General features: G+C 50.1%; 4 tRNA genes. All 4 read right to left on the bottom strand.

The features are described from left to right. Window positions 1–53: 53 nt before the first annotated feature. The 4 genes from AB4558_RS21755 to AB4558_RS21740 all read right to left on the bottom strand — a co-directional run bounded on the left by AB4558_RS21755 (window position 54) and on the right by AB4558_RS21740 (window position 538). Window positions 54–130: transfer RNA gene (locus AB4558_RS21755), tRNA-Met, on the bottom strand. A 53-nt stretch (window positions 131–183) separates the two neighbouring features. Next, window positions 184–259 (bottom strand) — tRNA-Gly (locus AB4558_RS21750). A 56-nt stretch (window positions 260–315) separates the two neighbouring features. Beyond that, window positions 316–392, bottom strand: a tRNA-Met gene (locus AB4558_RS21745). A 70-nt stretch (window positions 393–462) separates the two neighbouring features. Then, window positions 463–538 (bottom strand) — tRNA-Gly (locus tag AB4558_RS21740). Window position 539 lies beyond the last annotated feature (1 nt).

The following is a 539-nucleotide window of genomic DNA, read 5'->3' as shown; positions in this document are numbered from 1 at the left end:
AGTTATTCGCTGCTCATACTGCCTTGGGCAACAGATAGCGCTTAACTGTAATGTGGTTGCGGGAGCCGGATTTGAACCGACGACCTTCGGGTTATGAGCCCGACGAGCTACCAAACTGCTCCATCCCGCGTCCGGATGCATCAATTAAGTTGATGATTCTTCCTACTCTCTTCGAAAAGAAAGTGGAGCGATACATCGGGTTCGAACCGATGACCTCAACCTTGGCAAGGTTGCGCTCTACCAACTGAGCTAGTATCGCATTAGTTATTCGCTGCTCTTACTGCCTTGGGCAACAGATAGCGCTTAACTGTAATGTGGTTGCGGGAGCCGGATTTGAACCGACGACCTTCGGGTTATGAGCCCGACGAGCTACCAAACTGCTCCATCCCGCGTCCGGATGCATTGTTTAAGACAATGAGACTAAACCATTTTCATCTTCAGCATAAAGCGTGAGAGAGAATTTGGAGCGATACATCGGGTTCGAACCGATGACCTCAACCTTGGCAAGGTTGCGCTCTACCAACTGAGCTAGTATCGCA

Origin of the sequence: Vibrio sp. 10N.222.51.C5, from assembly GCF_041474575.1 — a bacterium.
In the GTDB taxonomy this organism is placed as follows: Bacteria; Pseudomonadota; Gammaproteobacteria; order Enterobacterales; family Vibrionaceae; genus Vibrio; species Vibrio crassostreae_C.
Note: the sequence above shows the minus strand (reverse complement) of the source record. Positions and strands in the feature narration are given on the sequence as shown.